The organism is Streptomyces sp. NPDC058289 (assembly GCF_042880975.1).
Classification (GTDB): domain Bacteria; phylum Actinomycetota; class Actinomycetes; order Streptomycetales; family Streptomycetaceae; genus Streptomyces; species Streptomyces stoeckheimensis.
On sequence record NZ_JBHVYI010000012.1, the window covers coordinates 40,136 to 55,731 of the forward strand.

General features: G+C 74.0%; 15 protein-coding genes and 1 pseudogene. 9 read left to right on the forward strand and 7 right to left on the reverse strand.

What is annotated here, in order from left to right; all coding sequences use genetic code 11:
• Positions 1-64: 64 nt before the first annotated feature.
• Together ACFVX6_RS08565 and ACFVX6_RS08570 are read right to left on the reverse strand one after the other, a co-directional pair.
• On the reverse strand, positions 65-1,438 hold the full coding sequence (locus ACFVX6_RS08565; protein WP_389689307.1) for a sensor histidine kinase: 1,374 nt from the start codon (positions 1,436-1,438) through the stop codon (positions 65-67).
• Positions 1,439-1,445: 7 nt separating this feature from the next.
• A complete protein-coding gene (locus tag ACFVX6_RS08570; RefSeq protein WP_250741272.1) occupies positions 1,446-2,135 on the reverse strand; it encodes a response regulator transcription factor in 690 nt (229 codons plus the stop codon).
• Between the two features lie 79 nt (positions 2,136-2,214).
• On the opposite strand from ACFVX6_RS08570, the gene ACFVX6_RS08575 reads away from it, so the two are divergent.
• Both ACFVX6_RS08575 and ACFVX6_RS08580 read left to right on the forward strand, forming a co-directional pair.
• Complete coding sequence (locus ACFVX6_RS08575; RefSeq protein WP_389689309.1) at positions 2,215-2,751, forward strand: hypothetical protein; 537 nt, start codon at positions 2,215-2,217, stop codon at positions 2,749-2,751.
• 41 nt (positions 2,752-2,792) lie between these two features.
• The gene (locus tag ACFVX6_RS08580; protein ID WP_389689311.1) at positions 2,793-4,295 is read left to right on the forward strand and encodes a class I adenylate-forming enzyme family protein; all 1,503 of its coding nucleotides are present in this window, start codon (positions 2,793-2,795) and stop codon (positions 4,293-4,295) included.
• A gap of 9 nt (positions 4,296-4,304) precedes the next feature.
• Here ACFVX6_RS08580 and ACFVX6_RS08585 read toward each other — a convergent pair whose 3' ends face one another.
• A complete protein-coding gene (locus ACFVX6_RS08585) occupies positions 4,305-5,231 on the reverse strand; it encodes a spermidine synthase (protein WP_389689313.1) in 927 nt (308 codons plus the stop codon).
• A gap of 66 nt (positions 5,232-5,297) precedes the next feature.
• On the reverse strand, positions 5,298-5,714 hold the full coding sequence (locus ACFVX6_RS08590; protein ID WP_389689315.1) for a hypothetical protein: 417 nt from the start codon (positions 5,712-5,714) through the stop codon (positions 5,298-5,300).
• A gap of 317 nt (positions 5,715-6,031) precedes the next feature.
• Here ACFVX6_RS08590 and ACFVX6_RS08595 point away from each other — a divergent pair, with 317 nt between their 5' ends.
• Genes ACFVX6_RS08595 through ACFVX6_RS08605 form a run of 3 tightly spaced genes read left to right on the forward strand, consistent with a single transcriptional unit; the run spans position 6,032 to position 8,063 of the window.
• The gene (locus ACFVX6_RS08595) at positions 6,032-7,384 is read left to right on the forward strand and encodes a tetratricopeptide repeat protein (RefSeq protein WP_389689317.1); all 1,353 of its coding nucleotides are present in this window, start codon (positions 6,032-6,034) and stop codon (positions 7,382-7,384) included.
• 8 nt (positions 7,385-7,392) lie between these two features.
• Positions 7,393-7,668, forward strand: a complete 276-nt coding sequence (locus ACFVX6_RS08600; protein ID WP_389689319.1) for a hypothetical protein — start codon at positions 7,393-7,395, stop codon at positions 7,666-7,668.
• Positions 7,668-8,063 (forward strand): PIN domain-containing protein, encoded by a 396-nt coding sequence (locus tag ACFVX6_RS08605; RefSeq protein ID WP_389689321.1) that lies wholly within the window; start codon positions 7,668-7,670, stop codon positions 8,061-8,063. The genes ACFVX6_RS08600 and ACFVX6_RS08605 overlap by 1 nt, the downstream gene beginning before the upstream one ends.
• Positions 8,064-8,187: 124 nt before the next feature.
• Here the strand turns inward: ACFVX6_RS08605 and ACFVX6_RS08610 are convergent, their stop codons facing one another.
• Positions 8,188-8,784: a histidine phosphatase family protein gene (locus tag ACFVX6_RS08610; RefSeq protein WP_389689323.1), complete on the reverse strand. Its 597-nt coding sequence runs from the start codon at positions 8,782-8,784 to the stop codon at positions 8,188-8,190.
• Between the two features lie 135 nt (positions 8,785-8,919).
• Positions 8,920-9,791, reverse strand: a pseudogene (locus ACFVX6_RS08615) (transposase).
• A 198-nt stretch (positions 9,792-9,989) separates the two neighbouring features.
• On the opposite strand from ACFVX6_RS08615, the gene ACFVX6_RS08620 reads away from it, so the two are divergent.
• The 4 genes from ACFVX6_RS08620 to ACFVX6_RS08635 are packed head-to-tail and all read left to right on the forward strand — an operon-like array spanning position 9,990 to position 15,052.
• The gene (locus ACFVX6_RS08620) at positions 9,990-11,006 is read left to right on the forward strand and encodes a phosphatase PAP2 family protein (RefSeq protein ID WP_389689325.1); all 1,017 of its coding nucleotides are present in this window, start codon (positions 9,990-9,992) and stop codon (positions 11,004-11,006) included.
• Entirely contained in the window at positions 10,951-12,132 is a 1,182-nt protein-coding gene (locus ACFVX6_RS08625) for a hypothetical protein (protein ID WP_389689327.1), read from the forward strand. The genes ACFVX6_RS08620 and ACFVX6_RS08625 overlap by 56 nt, the downstream gene beginning before the upstream one ends.
• The gene (locus tag ACFVX6_RS08630) at positions 12,120-13,721 is read left to right on the forward strand and encodes a hypothetical protein (protein ID WP_389689329.1); all 1,602 of its coding nucleotides are present in this window, start codon (positions 12,120-12,122) and stop codon (positions 13,719-13,721) included. The genes ACFVX6_RS08625 and ACFVX6_RS08630 overlap by 13 nt, the downstream gene beginning before the upstream one ends.
• Positions 13,718-15,052 carry an AAA domain-containing protein gene (locus tag ACFVX6_RS08635; protein ID WP_389689330.1) on the forward strand — a complete coding sequence of 445 codons (1,335 nt, stop codon included), beginning with the start codon at positions 13,718-13,720 and terminating at the stop codon, positions 15,050-15,052. Before ACFVX6_RS08630 ends, ACFVX6_RS08635 begins: the two co-directional genes overlap by 4 nt.
• Positions 15,053-15,061: 9 nt before the next feature.
• On the opposite strand, the gene ACFVX6_RS08640 is transcribed toward ACFVX6_RS08635, so the two are convergent.
• Positions 15,062-15,550: a MarR family winged helix-turn-helix transcriptional regulator gene (locus tag ACFVX6_RS08640; RefSeq protein ID WP_389689331.1), complete on the reverse strand. Its 489-nt coding sequence runs from the start codon at positions 15,548-15,550 to the stop codon at positions 15,062-15,064.
• Positions 15,551-15,596: the final 46 nt, after the last annotated feature.

Here is a 15,596-nt window from a genome sequence, read left to right on the forward strand (position 1 = left end):
CGGACCGTACCGACCAGGGGACATACCGGGCGCGCGGCGCGCCCCCGCCGGTCACAGGGTTACGTCAGTTGCGTCGCCGCTTGCGTCGGCCGCGCCCGGCGCGCCCCGAGTCTCCCCGCGCCCGCCCGTCCAGCGCGATCCACACCCGCACCTCGGTACCGCCGAGCACCGAACGCCCCAGCCGCACGTCCCCGCCCGTCGACTCCGCGACCCGCCGCACGATGTCCAGCCCCAGGCCCGTGGACCCGTCGCGGCCCCCGTCGTTGCCGCGCCGCAGGGCCGCGTCCGGATCGGCGATGCCGCCCCCCGCGTCCGAGACGAGCACGATGACCGCGTCCCCGGCGTCGTGGACGTCCACCGCGAAGGGGGTGCCCTCCGGGGTGTGCCGGAACACGTTGCCGAGCATGGCGTCCAGCGCCGCGGCGAGCTCCGGCCGGGCCACGGGGATCCGTACCGTACGGTCGACCCCCGCGAGCCGCACCTCGCGGCCCTCGTCCTCCGCCAGCGCCGACCAGAACCCCATCCGGTCGCGGATCACCTCGGAGGCGTCGCAGCCGGCGCCCGGCCCCTGCGCGGCGGCCGGGCGCTGCTCGCGGGCGGTACGGATGATCGTGTCGACCTCCCGCTCCAGCTGCTCCACGGCCGCCCGGGTCTGCTCCGCGGCCGGACCGTCGCCGAGGGAGGCCGCGTTGAGCCGCAGCACCGTCAGCGGCGTCCGCAGCCGGTGCGAGAGGTCGGCGGCCAGCTCCCGCTCGTTGGCCAGGAGTTCCACCACCTGGTCCGCCATCGAGTTGAAGGCGACGGCCGCCGAGCGGAGTTCCTTCGGCCCGTCCTCGGGGACCCGTGCCCCCAGCCGTCCCTCGCCCAGCCGGTGCGCGGCGTCCGCGAGCCGCTCGGCCGGCCGCACCAGTCGGGCGCCGAGCCGGTCCGCGACCGCCACCGAGCCCACGATCAGGGCGAGGCCGACGCCCGCGAGGACCACCCAGGCGGTGGCGACGCCATTGCTGACCTCGCTCTCCGGCACGTGGATCTCCACGACGGCGATGTCCCCGGAGCCGAGCGCCACGGGCTGGAGCAGCGCGAAGCCGCCGCCCGCCACCGGGGCCGTCGCGGCCCGCCCGATCCGCCGGACCTCGGAGACGGCGCGCTCGCCGGCCCAGCCGTCGCCGATGTCCACGCGCGGGTCGTCCCCGATGGCCGGCACGTGTACGGACATCCGCCGGTCGGCGCCCATCTGCGTGGACTCCACGGCCTTGCGCAACTGCACGGGGTCGGTGGTGATGGACAGCGTCGGCCCGATGGTGGCGGCCTGCCGCTCGGCGTTGGAGAACGCCCGGTCGCTGGCCATCTCCTGGACGACCAGCCCGAGCGGTACGGCGAAGGCCACGACCACCATCACGGTGACCGCGAGGCACACCTTGACCAGGGCCCACCTCATCGGCGCATCACTGCGGCGGCTCCAGCTTGACCCCGACCCCCCGCAGCGTGTGCAGGTAGCGCGGACTGGCGGCGGTCTCGCCGAGCTTGCGGCGCAGCCACGACAGGTGGACGTCGATGGTCTGGTCGTCGCCGTACGACTGCTGCCAGACCTCGGCGAGCAGCTCCCGGCGGGCCACGACCACACCCGGCCGCCCGGCCAGGAAGGCCAGCAGGTCGAACTCCCGCCGCGTGAGGTCCAGTACGGCCCCGTCCAGCTCGGCCTGCCGGCGCAGCGGGTCGATCGCGAGGCCGCCGACGCGCAGTACGCGGGAGGGCGGTTCGGCCCCGGCGGCGGAACGGGCGCGGCGCAGGACGGCGGCCATCCGGGCGGAGAGGTGTTCCACGGAGAAGGGTTTGGTCAGGTAGTCGTCGGCGCCGTCGTTGAGCAGCCGGACGATCTCCGCCTCGTCGTCGCGGGCGGTCGCGATGATGACGGGCACGTCAGTGATCCCGCGCAGCATCTTGAGCGCCTCGGCCCCGTCCAGGTCGGGCAGTCCGAGGTCGAGGATCACCACGTCGAAGCGGTTGTGGGCGACCTCGCGCAGCGCCTCCAGGGCGGTGCCGACGCTGCGCACGGTGTGCGAGGCCTCGGTCAGGTGCCGGATGAGGGCGGAACGTACGAACTGGTCGTCCTCGACCACGAGCACACTAGCCATGGCCCGCACCGTAGCCCATTCGGGGGACGCCGAGGGGTGGCGGGCCGGGTCTGGGGCGGGTGGTGCAGTATGTCCCCCGATGCGACGAAGACATGTCGGTAGAGCAGTCGGCCATGCGGGGGCGTGGACCCTGGCGACCGGGGCAGCGGTGACGCTGTCGTGGTGGGGCGTGCACTCGGTCATGTCCGGTACCGCCTACGATCCGCCGCTCGCGGTGCCGCTGGCCACGCAGCCCCTCTCCTCCTCCACCCACCAGGCGCAGCCGCCGGAGCCGACACCCTCGACGTCGCCGACGCCCTCCGCGTCCGCGTCCACCGCGCCGGCCTCCCCCTCCCCTTCGACCAAGCCCTCCGCGCCGCCCAGCCCCCAGCCGCGGCGGCAGGCGCCCCCGAGCGAGAACGTGAAGGCGTACAGCGTCTCGGGCGGCCGGGTCGTCTTCGATCTCGGCGCCACCTCCGGCGAGCTGGTTTCGGCGACCCCGCTCGCCGGCTGGCGGATGCAGGTCTGGAAGCAGCCGTCCTGGATCCGCGTCACCTTCACCCGGGACGGCCGCGAGGTGTCGGTGTTCTGCACCTGGCACGACCACCCGCCGCTGGTGGAGATCGTCGACCCGTAGGGCGCGGCCGTCCGCCGCGGACCGCCGGATACCGTGGCGCCATGAGCACCGGCGCGCGGTACGTCACCGACCTGATCGACGCCTGCGAGCGGTACGCGGACCGGCCCGCCTTCGGGTCGGGGGCCTGGGTCCTGACCTACTCCGAGGTGCTGGACTCGACGTACCGGCTGGCGGGCGCCCTGGCCGACCTGGGGATCCGGCGCGGCGCCGGGCTGGCCTGCGTATCGGCGGGCAACCCGCCCGAGACCCTGCTCGTACGGCTGGCCGCGCACGTACTGGGGGCCCGGCTGACCCACGTGTGCGTCGGCCCCACGACCCACGGACTCGACCACCTGCTACGGGACTGCGCGCCCGCCCTGGTGGTCCACGACACCCCGGTGCCGCCGGGCCCGGGGGCCCGCATCGCCCTGGCCGCACTGCTGGAGCAGGCCTCCGCCCGGGAGGCCCTGCCCGTCGAGGTGGCGGCGCGCGGCGAGGACGTGGCCCGGGTGACCTACACGGGCGGTACGACGGGCCGGCCGAAGGGGGTTGCCTCCACCTTCGCCGCGATGGCGGCCCGTACGGCCACCCGCACGGACTCCCCGGGCTCCCCGGACGCCGCCCCGCTCACCTTCGTTTCCACCGACTCGCTCTCCCAGCGCTCCGGCGGCCGGTGCCTGGAGCAGCTGCGCGTCGGCGGCCGCTCCGAGATCCTGCACCCCTTCGGCACCCGGGAGTTCGCCGAGGCCTGCCGGCGGCTCGGGCCCGCGGCCACGTACCTGACGCCCTCGATGCTGTACCGGCTGCTCGACGACCCGGAGACCGCCGACGGCGTACCCGGCCTGGTACGGGTCTCCTACGGCGACTCCCCCGTCCACCCGGAGCGGCTGCGGCGGGCGCTGACCCGGTGGGGTCCGGGGGTGCGCTGGACCCAGGGCTACGGGATGAACGAGGCCGGGGTGCTCAGCCGGCTCTCCCCGGCCGACCACGACGAGGCGGCCGCCGACCGGCCCCACCTGCTCGGCTCCGTCGGCCGCCCGGCGCCCGGGGTGGAGGTCGAGGTGCGGGGGGCCGCGCCCGGGGCCACCGGCGAGGTGTGGGTGCGGTCCCCCATGGTCATGGCCGGCTACCGCAACCAGCCCGCCCTGACCGCCGAGGTGCTGCGCGACGGCTGGCTGCGCACGGGGGACGTCGGGCACTTCGACGCCGACGGGTACCTGTACCTCGACGACCGGGTCAAGGACGTGGTGATGGTGCACGGGGCGAACATCTACTGCGGCCCGATCGAGACGGCCCTGACCCGGCACCCCGGCGTGGCCCGGGCGGCCGTCGTCGGGCGGACGGACCCGCTCACCGGGGAGGCGGTGTGCGCCTTCCTCGTCGCGGCCCCCGGGCACGCCCCGACGGACGAGGCGGCGGCCGAGGCGTGTGCGCTGGTCGCGGCGGAGCTGGCGCCGGGGCAGCGGCCCTCAGCGGTGTTCTGGCTGCCGGCGCTCCCGCTGACGGACCGCGGCAAGCCGGACAAGCGGCGCCTCAGGGAGATCGCGGCGGCCTCGGCCGGGTAGGGCCGAGCGTCAGCGGAAGACCGACGGCGGGGGTTCCGGCGAGGCCACCGCCGAGGCGTCCGAGACCGGGACGGCGCCGCCGGCGAAGTCGATGAGGGCGCGGCCGTGTTCGACCCGGCCGGGGTGCGGGTCGCTCGCCACCCGGCGGGTGAACTCCGCGACCGGGAGCTCCCGGTCGGCGGCCACCAGTACGCCGTTGCCGAAACGCTTCCCCCGCCACACCACGGGGTCCGCGGCCAGCGCCAGTTCCGCGAACCGGGACGCGGCCGTGGCGATCTGGCCCCGCAGATGGGAGAGCGGCGGACCGTCCGCGAGGTTCGCCACGTACCAGCCGCCCGGCGCCAGGGTCCGGCGTACGTCGTCCAGGAACTCGGCGCTCGTCAGGTGCGCCGGGGTGCGGGCCCCGCTGAACACGTCGGCGATCACCAGGTCGGCCCAGCCGTCCGGGATCTTCGCCAGCCCGGCCCGGGCGTCGACCGCGCGGACCCGGACCCGGGCCTGCGGGTCCAGCGGCAGGTGTTCCCGTACGAAGGCCACGAGCCCGGCGTCGATCTCGACGATCTGCTGCGTCGAGCGGGGGCGGGAGGCGGCCGTGTAGCGCGCCAGCGTGAAGGCGCCGCCGCCGAGGTGGAGCACGTTCAGGGGCTGGCGTGCGGGGGCGAAGAGATCGATCAGGTGGCCGATCCGGCGCTGGTAGGAGAAGTCGAGGTGGCCGGGGTCGTCCAGGTCCACGTGGGACTGCGGTGCTCCGTCGATCAGCAGGGTCCAGGCGCGCGACCGCTCCCGGTCGGGCTCCAGCGCGGCGTGGCCGCCGTCCACCGGCCCGGCCGGCGCCTCGGCGCTCTCGCGCCCGCGCCGCTTGTCACTGCCGCCCTTGTCGCTGCGGCCCTTGTCATTGCGACCCTTGTCACTGCTGCCCTTGCCCTTGCCTGCCACGCCCTCATTATGGCTGGTCAGGGCCGGGGGCGGGGATCGACGGAGGTCGGTGGAGGTCGGCGGGCGTCAGCGGCAGTTGTCGGCGGCCTCGATCAGCCGGGCCGCCTCGCCGAGCGCCGCCCGCAGCACCTCCGGGTCGGTGACCGGCCCGACGGCCTCCGGCGGCAGCAGCCAGCCGGTGTCGCCCGCGGTGGCCGAGCTGTCGCCGAAGCGCATGCCGCGCCCGTTGGTGTGCGTACAGGCGCTGCCCGGGAGGTCCCAGGCGTCGGCGGTGCCGGGCGGGACGAGGAAGCCGAGGGTGCTGCCGGAGCCGTCGTGCAGGACCGGGCCGACGCCGCCCGCGCGGCTGGCCTGGCCGGCGGCCCGCTGGATGATGTCGACGGCCTCCAGCCCCTGCCGGGTGGGCACGGTGACCAGGTCCGGGGCGCCCATGAGGAGGGCCGCTCCGGGCTCGGACGCGGTGTTCACATCCGTACTCTCCATGCCGCCCTCCACCAAGGGAACCCCTCCTCGATCCGCGTACGAGCATCGCGGGAGCGGTCCCGGAAGCCGGCGGGCTTCCTCCCACTCCGCATGAGTTCAACGCACGGGAACGTCAACAGGTGCGGCGGCAAGACGCTGCAAAGGATGGCAGTTCATGGCGGATCGCGGGTGAGATATCCGTTTTGTAGCCAAACACCGAGTCAACCCTCCATCGCTGGCGGTACGTTCGTGCCCGCCGGGCAGCGCGTCACACAGGCACCACCGCTTCACCACACAGGCACCGGCAGCGCAATCACTTGCCCAGAGAGGCCACGTCCATGGCGGCGTCCCCCCACTCACCCAACACTCCCTTCCGGCGACTGCGCGGTCAGCACTCCCCGGCCGAGTTCGCCGCGATGGTGCGCAGGGCGGCGAAGGAAATCGGAGAAACGGTTTCCTGCGACGCCCGTTACATCGGCCGGGTCGAGTCCGGCGAGATCCGCTGCCCCAACTACGCCTACGAGCGGGTCTTCCTCCACATGTTCCCCGGCCGCACCCTGGCCGACCTGGGGTTCTCCCCGCGCGAGACGGTACGGGGCCGGCTGGCGCAGCGCGAGCAGGCCGCGCCGTTCTCCGCCTTCGCCAAACGCCCCCACCCCACCGGCTTCCCTGCCCCTTCGCGTTCCAAGGAGAGCGACGTGCTGCGTCGCGCGTTCATGGCGGGGGGCTCCGCGACCGTGGCGGCCGCGACCCTCAGCCTCACCCTGCTCGGTGACACCCGCCGGCTCCCCTCCCGCGCCGGCGAGTCCGAGGCGGCCGCCGTCGAGGACGCAGTGCGCCAGATCCGGCTGCTGGACGACCGGCACGGCGCCGACGCCCTGTACCGGCGGGCCGCGGAACCCCTGCGCACCGCCTACGCGTTGCTCGACGCGGGGGCGACCCGGCAGTCCACCGAGGACCGGCTGCACGCGGGCGCGGGAGAGCTGGCCATCTCGGTGGGCTGGCTCGCGCACGACTCGGGCCGGTTCGACGACGCCCGCTCGCACTACGCGGAGGCGCTGGCCACGGCCCGGGTCTCCGGGGACTCCGGCCTGGAGGCGCACGCCTTCAGCAACATGGCGTTCCTCGCCCGGGACTGCGGACGCCCCCGCGAATCGGTACGGGCGGCCCAGGCGGGCCGCCGCGCCGCCCGTTCGCTCGGTTCCCCGCGACTCCTGTCGCTGCTCGCGCTGCGGGAGGCCGGCGGCTGGGCCGGGCTGTCCGACCGCAAGGCCTGCGAGGAGGCGCTGACCCGGGCGCACACGGAGTTCTCGCGCGGCGAGGCGGGGGCGGACCCCGAGTGGATGTCCTTCTTCGGCGAGGCCGAGCTGGAGTCCCTGGAGTCCCGCTGCTGGGCCGCGCTCGGCGAGCACGCCCGGGCCGCCCGGCACGCCCGCCGGGCGGCGGACCTCCAGGACCCGCACTTCGCCCGCAACGTCGCCCTCTACACCGCGGAGCTGGCCGACAACCTGGCCCACGCGGGCGCCCCCGACGAGGCCGCCTGGGCGGGCGGCCGGGTGCTGGCGCTGCTGGAGGAGGTCCAGTCGACCCGGATCCAGTCGATGCTGGCGGCAACGGCCCGCACGCTGGTCCCGCACCAGCGCTCCCCGCGCGTCGGCGCCTTCCTCGGGCGGCACGCCTCGGCGGTGTGATGACCGGTATGGCAACGAAGAAATACACCGTGACCCTGCCTGAGGAGCTGGCGGAGGAGATCCGCGCCGAGGTGGGGTCCGGTGGATTCAGTCGATACGTCACCCAAGCCATAGAGCGTCAGCGCGAACGGGACCACCTTCACGAGTTCGTCGGCTGGTGGGAGGGCGAGCACGGGGAGGTCACCGACGCCGAACTTGCGCTCGCCGAGGCGGAGCGGCTCTCGCTTCAGCGGCAGCACGCGGAGCTCAAGGCCCGGTCCGTGGCGGACCGGCAGGCGAGTTGATGTCCGAGCTCGTCTACCTGCTCGACAGCGAGGGCCTCTCCCAGGCCGTGCTCGGCAACCGCACCATGGGTGCCCGCCTCAAGGACGCGGACCGCTCGGGAATCCGGGTGATGACCAGCTCCATGACGCTCGTCGAGGCGTACCACAAGCAGGTCAGGAAGGCTGCGTGGACTAGGACCCTTTCCAAGATCGCAGTCGAACCGGTCACCCGGGAGATCGCGGGCGAAGCGATCGAGCTGCTGGAGACCGCCGGCCTGCACGGGCACAAGTACGCCATCGACGCGGCGCTTGCCGCGGTGGCACTGCGCCAACCCGGAAGCGTCACGATCTTCACGTCCGACGAGGATGACATGGGACTGCTCTGCGGCGACCGCGTCGCCGTACGGGGAATCTGAGACGGGGACTTCGCCGGACGGGGACTTCGCCGTCCGTCTTTTGACCTGGATCCGGGCACGGCGGGCCGCCCCCGACGGGCAGACCGGGGGCGGTCGAGGGAGCGGCCCTGCCGGCAGGGCCGCGCTACGCGTCCAGGTGCCCCGTGTCGTTCCAGCGTTCCAGGGCGGGGGCGCCGTACGCCCAGCCCAGGACCGACAGGGAGGTCGGCTCCAGGCGGATGCGGGCGCCGAAGGAGGCGTCGAAGCCGAGCCAGCGCGCGGCCAGGGTGCGCAGGATGTGGCCGTGCGCGAAGACGAGGACGTCGCGTTCGGCCGAGCGCGCCCAGGTGACGACCTCGTCGGCGCGGGCCGAGACGTCCGCGACGGACTCGCCGCCCGGGACCCCGTCGCGCCAGATCAGCCAGCCGGGCCGGATCGCCTGGATCTCGGCCGGGGTCATGCCCTCGTAGTCGCCGTAGTCCCACTCCATCAGCGCGTCCCACGGCTCCGCCTGGATGCCGAAGCCGGCCAGGTCGCAGCTCTCGCTCGCCCGCACCAGGGGGCTGGTGCGCACCTCGAGCCCGCGCAGGCTCGCCCACGGGTCGCGGGCGAGGCGCTCGCCGAGCAGCTTGGCACCGCGCTTCCCCTCCTCCAGCAGGGGCACGTCCGTGCGTCCGGTGTGCTTGCCGAGCTGGGACCACGCCGTCTGGCCGTGGCGGGCCAAGAGGATGCGGGGGGCCATATGAGTTCTCCCGGTCGAGGGGGCGAGTGGGGCCAACACCGACGGAACCGCCCATTCGCACTGCTTTGCGTGGGTTACGTCGCCGCTCCATCATCCATCAGTTGACATCTTCCCCTCCCTGACGGGAGGGGGTTCCTACGGCTCGCGCCGTGGGGTTTTCTGCTTCGTCGCCGACTGCCCGCCCGGAGTACTCCGTTGAGGTCTTACACCGGCTCCACAGACAGACACGGCCAGCCCGGCCGCCAGAACGTTCCTCGCCGCGTTCACGTCGCGGTCGTGGGTCACGCCGCAGCTGCACGTCCACTCACGGATGTGCAGCGGCATCTTGTTTGCGATGGTGCCGCAGGCGGAGCAGAGCTTGGAGGAGGGAAACCATCGGTCGATGGTGACCAGGTTCCTTCCGTACCAGGCAGTTTTGTACTCCAGCATGTGGCGCATCGTGGTCCAGGCCGCGTCACTGATGGCGCGGGCCAGGGTGTGGTTCTTGACCATGGTGCGTACGGTCGGGCCCTCGATCACGATCGTTTGGTTTTCACGAACGAGCCGAGTGGTCAGCTTGTGCAGGTGGTCACGCCTGCGGTCGGCGATCCGGGCGTGGATCTTGGCGACCTTGCGCCGGGCCTCGGCCCGGTTGGCGCCGTCGCCCTTGGCCTTGTGGGACAGGTTCCGCTGAGCCTTCGCCAGACGGGCACGGTCCTTGCGCTCGAACTTCGGGTTGGTGACCTTCTCTCCGGTGGAGAGCGTCACCAGGCTGGTGATACCGGCGTCGATCCCGACGGCCTGCGTGGTCTCGGGCATGGGCGCGGGGATGTCGTCGCACAGCATGCAGACGAACCAGCGCCCGGCCGCGTCCTGCGACACGGCGACCGTGGACGGCACGGCGCCCTCGGGGAGCGGTCGTTGTAGACCTTCCGCACACAACCGAAGGTGCGCGACAGCTCGGCTGCCTGCGCATCGGTCGGATGGAAGCGGTATGTGAACGCCCGCTTCACCAGGCGTGTGGCCATGCTCACAAACTAGTGAGGCTACGTGTGATGCTCAAATCCGCCGGTCAGGGCACTGCGATCCGCTCTGGCTGCGAATCCCAGCCTGCTGCCCCGCCCCGCACGAGTCCGATTCCTCCCCGCCGTGAAGGGCGGGGTTCCGTCGGAGGTCTCCGGTGAACGCCAAGCAACCATTGGCTCTTCACGCACGTCATACGCCGTATGACTAATAGGCGGCAGCCTCCGCGATGGTGGGCCGAACTGCTGCTCCTGGGACTCGTCTACGCGGCGTACTCGGGTGGCAGACTCCTCGCCCGGGGCGACGTCGGGCTGGCGGTGGACCACGGGCTCGCGATCCTGCGCATGGAGGAGATCCTGGCCCTCGACCTGGAGCGGCCGCTCAACCGGCTCTTCACCGGACAGGCGGTGCTCGGCATACCCGCCGACTTCGTCTACGCCTCCCTGCACTACCTCGTCACCCCCGCGGTGCTGGTCTGGCTCTACCGGCGCCGCCCCCAGCAGTATCGTTTCGCCCGCTCCTGGCTGATGGTCTCCACCCTCCTCGGGCTCGTCGGCTTCGCCCTGGTGCCCACCTGCCCGCCCCGGCTGCTCGACGCCTCGTACGGATTCACCGACACGATGGCCCGCTACAGCGCCTACGGCTGGTGGGGCGGCGAGGCCAGCGCGCCGCGCGGGCTCGGCTCCTTCACCAACCAGTTCGCCGCCATGCCCAGCCTGCACGTGGGCTGGGCGCTGTGGTGCGGGGTCGTCCTGTGGAGCTGCGCGCGCCGACCGCTGGTCCGGGCGCTCGGCGCCGCGTACCCCACCGTCACCACCCTCGTGGTCATGGGCACGGCCAACCACTACTTCCTCGACGCCGTCGCCGGGGCCGCCGTGATGGGGGCCGGCTACCTCGCGGCCCGCGCCCTGCCCGCCGGGATCACCGGGATCGCCCGGGGCGCCGGGGCCGGACTCCCCGCGTCCGGCGGGTCCGCCGAGCCCGCCCCGCACACCACCCGAACAGCCGGTTTCCGCGGTAAGTCCACGATTGTCAGTGGCGGATGGGAGACTTCCGCGGGTGAGCTCCTACCCGTCCAGCGCCTCGCCGCCGCAGACCCCGCCGCGGTCCCCCGCGCCGACGACGCAGCCGGCGGCACGGCAGGCCACGCAGGCCGCGCAGCCGATGAGTCCCCTGAATACCCCGAGTACCCCGAAAACACTGCGGCAACGGCTCGCTGACCTGCGCGGCCCCGCCGTCGCACCGCGCCCGCTCGACGCCCGCGCGCTGGCGGCCCTCGCCGCCAACCCCGGCTGCGGCCGACGCGCCCTGCTCGACGGCGCCGGCGTGGACAAGACCGTCCTCGCGGCGGCCCTCGGCTCCCCCGCCGCCTTCGGGCAGTCGCAGTTCGCCATCGTGCGCGGCAACTCCTTCGAGGCCAAGGTCAAGGGAGACGGCGGAGCCGAGCTCCTGCGGCTGGTCTACGAGCACCTCGGCGCGGGATCCGGCGGCGCGGCCGGCCCGCCCGGACCGGACGCCCTCACCCCCGACCTCACCGCCGCGGGCCCCCAGGGCCGCGCCGCCCGCACCGCTCTCGCGCTCCGCGAGGCGACCGCCGCCGGGGCCTGGACCCTGCTCGATCACCCCATGCTCGCGCTGGAGGTGGCCGGCTCCCCCTCCTACCTGGAGCCGGACGCGGTCGTCGTGCACCCCGACGGGCGCTGGACCGTGGTGGAGATCAAGTCCTTCCCGATGATCGACGGGGCCGCCGACGCCGCGAAGGTGGGCGCCGCCGCCCGGCAGGCCGCCGTCTACGTGCTGGCCCTGGAGACGACCGCCGCGAAGGTGGCCGGCGCCGAGGTCGGGCACACCGTGCTGCTCGTCTGCCCCAAGGACTTCTCCAACCTGCCCACCGCGGCCCCCGTCGACATCCGCCGCGAGCGCTCGGTGACCCGGCGCCAGCTGGAGCGGCTCACCCGGGTCGAGGAGCTGGCCGGGGCCCTGCCCGAAGGCCTCACCTTCGATCCGGCGTGCTCCGCCGAGGAGCTGACCGAGGCCGTGTCGGCCGTGTCCGCCGCCTACGCCCCCGAGTGCCTGGCCGCCTGCGAGCTGGCCTTCCACTGCCGGGAGCGGGCGCGCGGGGCCGACGAGGTGACCGCGCTCGGCCGCTCCGTACGGGGCGAGCTGGGCGGGCTGACCACGGTCGAAGCCGCCCTCGCGGCGGCCTCGGGTCGTACGTCTCCCGATGGCGCAGCCCCCGAGGACCCCACGGCCGCCGCGCTGCACCGGGCCGCCCGGCTGCGCGCCGAGGCGCTGGAGCAGGCCCCCGCCCGTGTCCGCACGGAGGCCACCGCATGTCCCTGCTGAACACCCTGGCGCGACTGGAGGCCGTCCGCGCGGGCCGGGCCCAGCCGTTGGCGACCGTACGGCACCGGCACCTGTCCGAGCGTCCGCTGGTCTTCGTACCGCTGACCACGGCGGGCGAGGCCGGGGCTCCGCTCGGTGCGTTGGTCGGCACCGATCCGGACCGGCCGCACGTTTTGGCCATACCGCAGCCGCGCGACCGGGACCTGCGGTGGGAGTTCCTGGCGGAGCTGGCCGGGCACGTGGTCCCGTACATCGAGGGCTACGCGGACGCCGTCGAACCGGTGGAGCGCACCGAGACCGATCCGGAGACGGGCAAGCGGGTCAAGGTGGAGGCCGAGCTCTGCCTGGACGCGCCGCAGCTGATCGTGCCGAGCCGCGCGGGCATCGAGTACGTACGGCTGCTGGGGCGGTCCATGCGGTTCCGGCGGACCGCCGAGGAGGACCCGGAGAACCCGTATCCGGTGCCCGCACAGGTGCCGCTGCTGGGCCGTTGGTTCACCCACTTCGCCGAGCGCTCGCGGGTGCCCGGCTCCTCGATGCTGCTGTCGGCGACGGACCTGCTGTCGCGGCACTGGGCGACCGGGCAGAGCAACCTGGAGGACCAGCACCTGGGCGCCCTGCTGGCGTGGATCGACCCCCCGGAGGGGGAGTCCGGTGCCGAGGGGGCGCTGCGCGCGGAGCTCGGCCGGGACCCGCGGGGCCAGTTGCTGGTCCCGCCGGCCGGTCCGGCCACCGATCCGGCCTTCGACAACAAGCTGCTGGCCCCGGCGATCGCGAAGTTCGACGCGGCACGAGCCGCTGCGACTGCGAGCGGGAACGGCGACGGACAGCGCGCGGCCGCCGAGCAGGCGGTACGGCGGCTGGTCGTGGAGCAGATGGAGGGCACCTGGCGGGCGGTCTGGGAATCGATCGCCCTGCTGCGCGAACTGCCCCCCGGTCCGCGGGCCGAGGACCGCTGGACCGGTGACCGCTGGTCCTACACCGGCCACCGGGACCGGGTCCGGGCGGGCGAGGGTCCGCAGCCGCGCCGCGACGACGCGGTGACGGCCGCGCGCAAGCTCGCGGCGCGGGAGACCGAGCAGGTGCGGCTCGACGCCCAGGAGGCGCTGGACGACCTGCTGGTGATGGCGGGCCGGCGGCTCTCGGGCGAGGCCTTCGCCGGCGAGGTGACCGAAGTGGTCATGGAGTGGACGGAGTCGAAGCGGCCGAGCCCGCGCCCGCTGGTGTGGGTGGCCACGGAGGACCGGCCGCAGCTCACCGAGGACGGTGGTGGCGGCGGTCCAAAGGTCTACCGCTCGCTGGACGGGCGCCCGCAGAGCGCGCAGTTCGTGCGCCGGGAGGAGGACGGGCGGCTCGTGCTGCGCGTCCTCGACAAGATGGGCCGCGGCAAGGACCCGGAGCCGGGCTCGGTGCCGGAGAAGGGCGACCGCGTGTGCTGGACGCTGTTCGAGCACGATGCGCGCGGCGGCCCGAAGCTGCCGGACCCGGAGCAGACCCCGTGGACCCACGGCGGTCCGCCCGCGCACCTGACCGGCGACGCCCCCGTGCTGCCGCTGCCCGACCCCGTGACCGCCGAGGACCTCCTGTGAGCACCGCTTTCGATCCGGGCGCGGCCGCCGGCCGGGCCACCGACGCCATCCTGCGCGACACCCTGCACGGCGGGGCCCGGGGCGTGGTCGTCGACTCCCCGCCGGGGGCCGGGAAGTCCACCCTGGTGGTGCGGGCGGCCCGGGACCTGGCGGCGGCCGGGCGCCGGCTGATGGTGGTCGCCCAGACCAACGCGCAGGTCGACGACCTGGTGCTGCGGCTGCACGCGAAGGATCCGGAGCTGAGGGTGGGCCGGCTGCACAGCAGCGAGGGCGACGCCTACGATCCGGCCCTGCGCGACCTGGACTCGGTGGTCCTCTCGGCGAAGCCGGGGGACCTCGCGGGGCTGCCGGTGACGATCTCGACGGCGGCCAAGTGGGCGTGGGTCAAGGACGTGGAGCCCTGGGAGCACGCCATCGTGGACGAGGCGTACCAGATGCGTTCGGACGCGCTGCTGGCCGTGGCCGGGCTGTTCGACCGGGCGCTGTTCGTGGGCGACCCGGGGCAGCTCGACCCGTTCAGCGTGGTCGGGGCGGAGCAGTGGGCGGGCCTGTCCTACGATCCTTCGGCGTCGGCGGTGTCCACCCTGCTGGCGCACAACCCTGACCTGCCGCAGCACCGACTGCCGGTGTCCTGGCGGCTGCCGGCTTCGGCCGCGCCGCTGGTCTCCCGCGCGTTCTACCCGTACACGCAGTTCCGTAGCGGTACGGGTCCGGGCGAACGGCGGATGTCCTACGGGGTCACGGGCGACGGGTCGGGCCCCGACCGGGTGCTGGACGAGGCCGCCGAGTCGGGATGGGGGCTGCTGGAGCTGCCGGCCCGGCACACTCCGCGCACCGACCCGGAGGCGGTGCGGGCGGTGGCCCTGGTGGTGCGGCGGGCGCTGGACCGGGGCACGGTGACGGTGGACGAGCACGCGGGCGGGCCGTCCCCGCTGACGGCGGAGCGGATCGCGGTGGGCACCGCGCACCGGGACCAGGCGGCGGCGGTCCGGGCGGCGCTGTCCGCGCTCGGGGTCACAGGGGTCACCGTGGACACGGCCAACCGGCTCCAGGGCCGCGAGTACGACCTCACGGTGGTCCTGCACCCCCTGTCGGGCCGCCCGGACGCGACGGCCTTCCACCTGGAGACGGGCCGGCTGTGCGTCCTGGCCTCCCGGCACCGGCACGCCTGCGTGGTGGTGGCCCGGGCGGGGATAGCGGAGCTGCTGGACGCCCACCCGTCCTCGGAACCGGTGCAGCTGGGCGTGACGATGAAGTTCCCGGACGGCTGGGAGGCCAACCACTCGGTCCTGGCCCACCTGGCGGAGCACCGGGTGGTCTGGCGGCCGTAGCCCTACGGCTCAGCGGGTCTTGCGCTCCACGCCGAGGCGGGTGCGGAGCAGTTCGCCCACCTCGGCGAAGGTGCGCAGCTGTTCCGGGGTCAGGATGTCGATCAGGTGGCGGCGCACCGATTCCACGTGGAGCGGGGCGGCCGTCATGATCGTGGTGACGCCCTGCTCGGTGAGCACCACTTCGGCGCCGCGCCCGTCGTCGGCCACCTCTTCGCGGCGGACGATGCCCCGCTGCTCCATCCGGGTGAGCTGGTGGGAGAGCCTGCTGCGGGACCACTGCATCAGGACGGCGAGGGCGCTGATGCGCATGCGGTGGCCGTCGGTGGAGCCGAGGACGGACAGGACGTCGTAGTCGGCTTCGGAGAGCCCGCTGTCCTGGGTCAGATCGCGTGCGATATCGGCGTTGACCAGCGGAAACATCCGCCGCCAGGCGTACCACGCCTGCTGTTCGGGCTCGCTGAGCCAGCGCGGTCCGCTCTCGTCCTCGTTCTCGGTCATGGTCGGAGTCTAGACCGGTACGTGACACGTCACCTACCTAGTTGAC

Coding starts and splice junctions, on each gene's coding strand:
- ACFVX6_RS08565 (WP_389689307.1), bottom strand. CDS start 1,438: ATGAGGTGGGCCCTGGTCAAGGTGTGCCTCGCGGTCACCGTGATGGTG.
- ACFVX6_RS08570 (WP_250741272.1), bottom strand. CDS start 2,135: ATGGCTAGTGTGCTCGTGGTCGAGGACGACCAGTTCGTACGTTCCGCC.
- ACFVX6_RS08575 (WP_389689309.1), top strand. CDS start 2,215: ATGCGACGAAGACATGTCGGTAGAGCAGTCGGCCATGCGGGGGCGTGG.
- ACFVX6_RS08580 (WP_389689311.1), top strand. CDS start 2,793: ATGAGCACCGGCGCGCGGTACGTCACCGACCTGATCGACGCCTGCGAG.
- ACFVX6_RS08590 (WP_389689315.1), bottom strand. CDS start 5,714: ATGGAGAGTACGGATGTGAACACCGCGTCCGAGCCCGGAGCGGCCCTC.
- ACFVX6_RS08595 (WP_389689317.1), top strand. CDS start 6,032: ATGGCGGCGTCCCCCCACTCACCCAACACTCCCTTCCGGCGACTGCGC.
- ACFVX6_RS08600 (WP_389689319.1), top strand. CDS start 7,393: ATGGCAACGAAGAAATACACCGTGACCCTGCCTGAGGAGCTGGCGGAG.
- ACFVX6_RS08605 (WP_389689321.1), top strand. CDS start 7,668: ATGTCCGAGCTCGTCTACCTGCTCGACAGCGAGGGCCTCTCCCAGGCC.
- ACFVX6_RS08610 (WP_389689323.1), bottom strand. CDS start 8,784: ATGGCCCCCCGCATCCTCTTGGCCCGCCACGGCCAGACGGCGTGGTCC.
- ACFVX6_RS08620 (WP_389689325.1), top strand. CDS start 9,990: ATGACTAATAGGCGGCAGCCTCCGCGATGGTGGGCCGAACTGCTGCTC.
- ACFVX6_RS08625 (WP_389689327.1), top strand. CDS start 10,951: ATGAGTCCCCTGAATACCCCGAGTACCCCGAAAACACTGCGGCAACGG.
- ACFVX6_RS08630 (WP_389689329.1), top strand. CDS start 12,120: ATGTCCCTGCTGAACACCCTGGCGCGACTGGAGGCCGTCCGCGCGGGC.
- ACFVX6_RS08640 (WP_389689331.1), bottom strand. CDS start 15,550: ATGACCGAGAACGAGGACGAGAGCGGACCGCGCTGGCTCAGCGAGCCC.